This is a genomic window from Pseudolysinimonas sp. (genome assembly GCF_031389465.1).
GTDB lineage: Bacteria > Actinomycetota > Actinomycetes > Actinomycetales > Microbacteriaceae > Pseudolysinimonas_A.
This window is the reverse complement of the sequence record NZ_JANMSQ010000185.1, coordinates 1-2,789: the sequence shown is the minus strand read 5'-3', so window position 1 is coordinate 2,789 and position 2,789 is coordinate 1. Positions and strand designations below refer to the sequence as shown.

General features: G+C 68.9%; 4 protein-coding genes. 1 reads left to right on the top strand and 3 read right to left on the bottom strand.

The genetic code is table 11. The features are described from left to right. Positions 1-67 precede the first annotated feature (67 nt). Positions 68-1,081 carry a TIGR03557 family F420-dependent LLM class oxidoreductase gene (locus RMO30_RS07455; protein ID WP_309711448.1) on the bottom strand — a complete coding sequence of 338 codons (1,014 nt, stop codon included), beginning with the start codon at positions 1,079-1,081 and terminating at the stop codon, positions 68-70. Between the two features lie 73 nt (positions 1,082-1,154). Between RMO30_RS07455 and RMO30_RS07450 the strand changes: the two genes are divergently transcribed. Next, a complete protein-coding gene (locus RMO30_RS07450; RefSeq protein WP_309711447.1) occupies positions 1,155-1,571 on the top strand; it encodes a DUF6855 family protein in 417 nt (138 codons plus the stop codon). Here RMO30_RS07450 and RMO30_RS07445 read toward each other — a convergent pair whose 3' ends face one another. Continuing rightward, positions 1,572-2,228: a VOC family protein gene (locus RMO30_RS07445; RefSeq protein WP_309711446.1), complete on the bottom strand. Its 657-nt coding sequence runs from the start codon at positions 2,226-2,228 to the stop codon at positions 1,572-1,574. Between the two features lie 9 nt (positions 2,229-2,237). Continuing rightward, a complete protein-coding gene (locus RMO30_RS07440; protein WP_309711445.1) occupies positions 2,238-2,675 on the bottom strand; it encodes a putative toxin-antitoxin system toxin component, PIN family in 438 nt (145 codons plus the stop codon). Positions 2,676-2,789 lie beyond the last annotated feature (114 nt).

The following is a 2,789-nucleotide window of genomic DNA, read 5'->3' as shown; positions in this document are numbered from 1 at the left end:
AACGCCGCGAGGTCGTCGCCCGGCCGGACCTCAGGCACCCCCTGGACCGCCCAGAGTTCGATGGCCGTCACGGGTTCAACCCCGGCAACACGTCGCGACCGAAGACTTCGAGGAACTCCCGCTGGTTGCGGCCGACGTTGTGCAGGTAGATGCGGTCGACGCCGAGGTCGAGGAATCCCTGCAGGTAGGCACGGTGAGTATCGGGGTCGGCGGAGATGTGCAGCCGCCCCTCGAAGTGTTCGGGGGTCACCATCCGGGCCATCTGCTCGATCTCGTACGGCGAGCGGATGTCGGCCTTCGGGAACCGCAGCCCGAGATTCGGCCACTCCTCGAGGGCGTTGCGGAGCGCCTCCTCGTCGGTGGGCGCCCAGCTCACGTGAACGCGCATGATGCGCTGCCCGCCCTTGCGTCCGGCCTCCTTCGCCCCCTCATCGAAGCGCTGGAAGAGGGTCGCGATCTTGTCGTGCGGCGCCGTCTCGGTGATGATCCCGTCGGCGACGCGGCCTGCGCGCTTGGCGGTGATGGGCCCGGATGCCGCGACAAAGATCGGCGGCGGGGTCGCCGGGGCGGTCCACAGCCGGGTCGATTCGAGGCGGTAGTACCGGCCTTCGTGGCGCACGTCCTTGCCGGTCACCCCGCTGACGAACAGTTTGCGGATGATGTCGATCGCCTCGAACATCCGGTCGATGCGTTCCGGCGCATCCGGCCAGTACTGCCCCACGACGTGTTCGTTGAGGGCTTCGCCGCTGCCGAGACCGAGCCAGTGCCGCCCCGGATACATCGCCGCGAGAGTCGCCGACGCTTGCGCGACGACTGCGGGGTGGAAGCGGAACGTGGGCGCCGTCACACCGGTGCCGAGATCACCGTCGGTCGTCTGGCCGAGGGCGCTCAGCACATTCCAGACGAAGGACGCCTCACCCTGCCGCGGAGTCCACGGCTGGAAGTGGTCGGCCGCCATCACCCCGTCGAACCCGTTCGCTTCGGCAGTGGCCGCCAGCCCGAGGATCTCGGTGGGGTGGAACTGCTCGAGCATCGCCGCATACCCGATCGGGCTGCGCGACGGTGCGAGTGCGGGTGCCATCCCCCTATCTTCGCGGGTTGAGTGCCCGCGCCGCGGGTGTAGCGTCGTACCCCACCCGACGGAAGGATGCAGGATGGCCGAGCACTGGTCGGGATCCGGCACCGCCGACGACCCCTGGCGCCTGAAGACACCGCCGCTCTCCTCGGAGTACACGATCCACCGCGACGACGCCGCCGACCCGCCGCTGCTCATCTGCCAGGTGGGCGGCACACGGCTGACCTACCTCGCCCGCGCGATCGACGACCTGCACGCGATGCTCGTCACCCACGGCGACTGGATGCCGCTCGGCGGGGCCGACGAGCAGAAGGATGCCGCCCCCGGCACCGTCGAAGCCTGGGGCCGCTCCCCCGAGAACCCTGTCGGCGGCTGGTACGGCCAGAAGAAGGGCCTGCGCGGTCGCTTCGGCGTCTACCTCCCGCCCTTGCTCGAAGCCCTCGGACTCGTGGAGCTGGAACACAACGCCCGCAACAACCGCATTCGCGCCGTCTAGCTAGTCGTCGCCGCGCCCGCGCCAGGTCGCGATGTCGACGACGTTCCCTTCGGCGTCGATGAGCGACCACCACGCAGGGGCGTACGTGTCGCCGAGCAGCCGGCCGCCTGCCTCGAGGGCCGCTGCGACCCGTGCCTCTGCGAGGTCGTGCGGGACGGAGACATCCACATGCAGTCGGTTTCGGCCGGGGGTGAACGACTCGATGCCGTTGAACCAGACGAGCGGCCCGCGGCGCTTCGGGTCGACGAACTCGTTCACGCGGCGTGAGGTGTAGCCGAGGGCGGCCTTCCAGAACGGCATGACGGCGTCGGGGGTGACGGTGTCGATCGCGATCATGATCGTCTGCACGGCCGACGGGTCGGCGACGAGCTCGAGGTCGCGGGCGGCGAGCTGGATGCGCTGGGCGAGCGCGACATCCATCTCGGTGAGCGACTTCGCGGAGTGCGTCGAGGTGCGGATCGTCACGCTACGGGCGCGGAGATCGACGTCGGGATGATGGTCCAGCTCGTCGGCGATCGACGCGATCAGGACGGCGAAGCCCACACCTTCCGAGAATGAGGAGACCCGGTAGACGGCCGACGCTCCGCCGGAGACGACGCGCCAATCGTCGATGCCGTCGGCGTCGTGGAACTGCTTCGCGGTGATGGGATCGCGCATGCGCCCACGTTACGCGGGGCGGGTGGCGCCGATGCGTTCGAGCCAATCCTGCGGGGTGGTGATCGTCACGCCGTCGTAGGTGCCGAGAACAAGCAGATCCTTGTCGCCCGTGACGATCGCCGCGGCTCCTCCGAGAATTGCGGTCTCGAGCACGCGATTGTCGTCGGGGTCGCGAGACGCCGCTATCGTGATCGCGCCGAGCGGAATGGTGTCGAGGTAGTCGTGGAGCACGCCGAGCAGCGTCTCGATGTCATCAACGAAGTCGGGGAACTTCCCCGCCACCACACGGCGGATCTCGGTGAGGATCTCGGCGCTCACCACGAGACGCAGCGCATCCCGCACGACCGTCTCGAACACCTGCCGCGGTGCCCCGCCGAAGACGAGCGCGGAGATCCACACATTCGAGTCGACGACGACCCAGGCCGGGTCAGGCGTCGATGGCGTCATACACCTGCTGCTCGGATGCGTAGCCGAGTCGGCGTCCGCGGTCATTCGCTCGGTCGAACACCGCCTGGAGCGCCTGCTCGGTGCGGAGCTGCTTCACCACCGCGCGGCGGATGT

What these genes read in the sequence shown, in the direction of transcription:
- RMO30_RS07455 (WP_309711448.1), bottom strand. Translation starts at nt 1,081, where the DNA reads ATGGCACCCGCACTCGCACCGTCGCGCAGCCCGATCGGGTATGCGGCG.
- RMO30_RS07445 (WP_309711446.1), bottom strand. Translation starts at nt 2,228, where the DNA reads ATGCGCGATCCCATCACCGCGAAGCAGTTCCACGACGCCGACGGCATC.
- RMO30_RS07440 (WP_309711445.1), bottom strand. Translation starts at nt 2,675, where the DNA reads ATGACGCCATCGACGCCTGACCCGGCCTGGGTCGTCGTCGACTCGAAT.
- RMO30_RS07450 (WP_309711447.1), top strand. Translation starts at nt 1,155, where the DNA reads ATGGCCGAGCACTGGTCGGGATCCGGCACCGCCGACGACCCCTGGCGC.